The 1,040-nt window shown below is 62.7% G+C and carries 1 protein-coding gene and 1 pseudogene; both read left to right on the top strand.

Annotation, left to right across the window (positions count from 1 at the left end):
• A partial coding sequence (locus DFR24_RS24250) for a WD40/YVTN/BNR-like repeat-containing protein (RefSeq protein ID WP_407075108.1) occupies positions 1–306 on the top strand: 306 nt, incomplete at its 5' end.
• An 84-nt stretch (positions 307–390) separates the two neighbouring features.
• A pseudogene (locus DFR24_RS00050) lies at positions 391–1,040 on the top strand (DUF1302 family protein); the annotation flags it as partial.

The following is a 1,040-nucleotide window of genomic DNA, read 5'->3' as shown; positions in this document are numbered from 1 at the left end:
GGTTACGCAGTGGGGCAATCGGGCCTGGTCGCACGAACCGCCGATCACGGACGCACCTGGGGCTACGTGAAGACGCCGGTCGACGGGAACCTGTTTGGCGTGGATTCGTTCGCGGACGGGCAGGTGATCGCGGTGGGCCAGCGCGTCGCGCTGCGCAGCACCGACAACGGCGCCACGTGGAATCCGATCCGTGCGCTGGACTTCAGCATCAATTGGTACACGGGCCTCGGCCACGCGGCATCCGCGGCCGCCGGCGAAGTCATCGCAGTGGGACACAGCGGAAGAGTTCTGCGGCTGGCGCCTTGATCCGTGTATCGGGTTATCGAACGAACATCTAGAAAAGACAGGGGAGTGAGAGAGATGAAATCCAGAATTCGTAAGCAGTGGATCATGGCGTCGGGCGCCGTGCTGATGGCGTTCTCGGGCCTTGTGCAGGCACAAGACGACGAGAGTCTCGGCTTCCTCCGCGACCTGTGGGACGACACGACTTTCAACGCTGTCTTTCGTGCAGATGCCGCGTATCGAACGACGAAGGCGCAGAACCCGAACAACCAGACGAACATGCCGTTTCAGGACACGCTCGTGCCGCGGCAGGCCTACGTGCCGCCGTCGCTGAGTACCGGCATCGTCAACAATGTCATCCCGAATCTGATCCCGGGCGTGGACCTCGGGACCCCGATCGCCAATTGGCAGGTTCCCCTGCCGGGCGTCCCGGGCATTCCTCCGTTTGCCGACTCGATCCGCCGCAGCGATCGAGTGGGTCAAGACGACCTGGAGATGAACTACACGGTATTTCGCTTCACCGGCGAGATGGATATGAGGTTCTCCCAGAACCTGCGCCTGAACGCGCGCCTTCGCGCCCTCTACGATCCGACGATCTACGACGAGTTCAATGCTCACGATCTGTCGGGCGACCAAGGCGGCATCACCGGTGGCGGTGGGGACCGCTACGCTGACACCGGCAAGGTCAACTACTACGAGGCCAAGGGCCGCAACGGGCGCAACATCAATCCGCTCGAGCTTGCCGGTCGCGACTACTT

Origin of the sequence: Panacagrimonas perspica (assembly GCF_004364935.1) — a bacterium.
GTDB lineage: Bacteria > Pseudomonadota > Gammaproteobacteria > Nevskiales > Nevskiaceae > Panacagrimonas > Panacagrimonas perspica.
The sequence above is the reverse complement of the archived record's forward strand: the minus strand, read 5'-3'. Positions and strand labels throughout refer to the sequence as shown.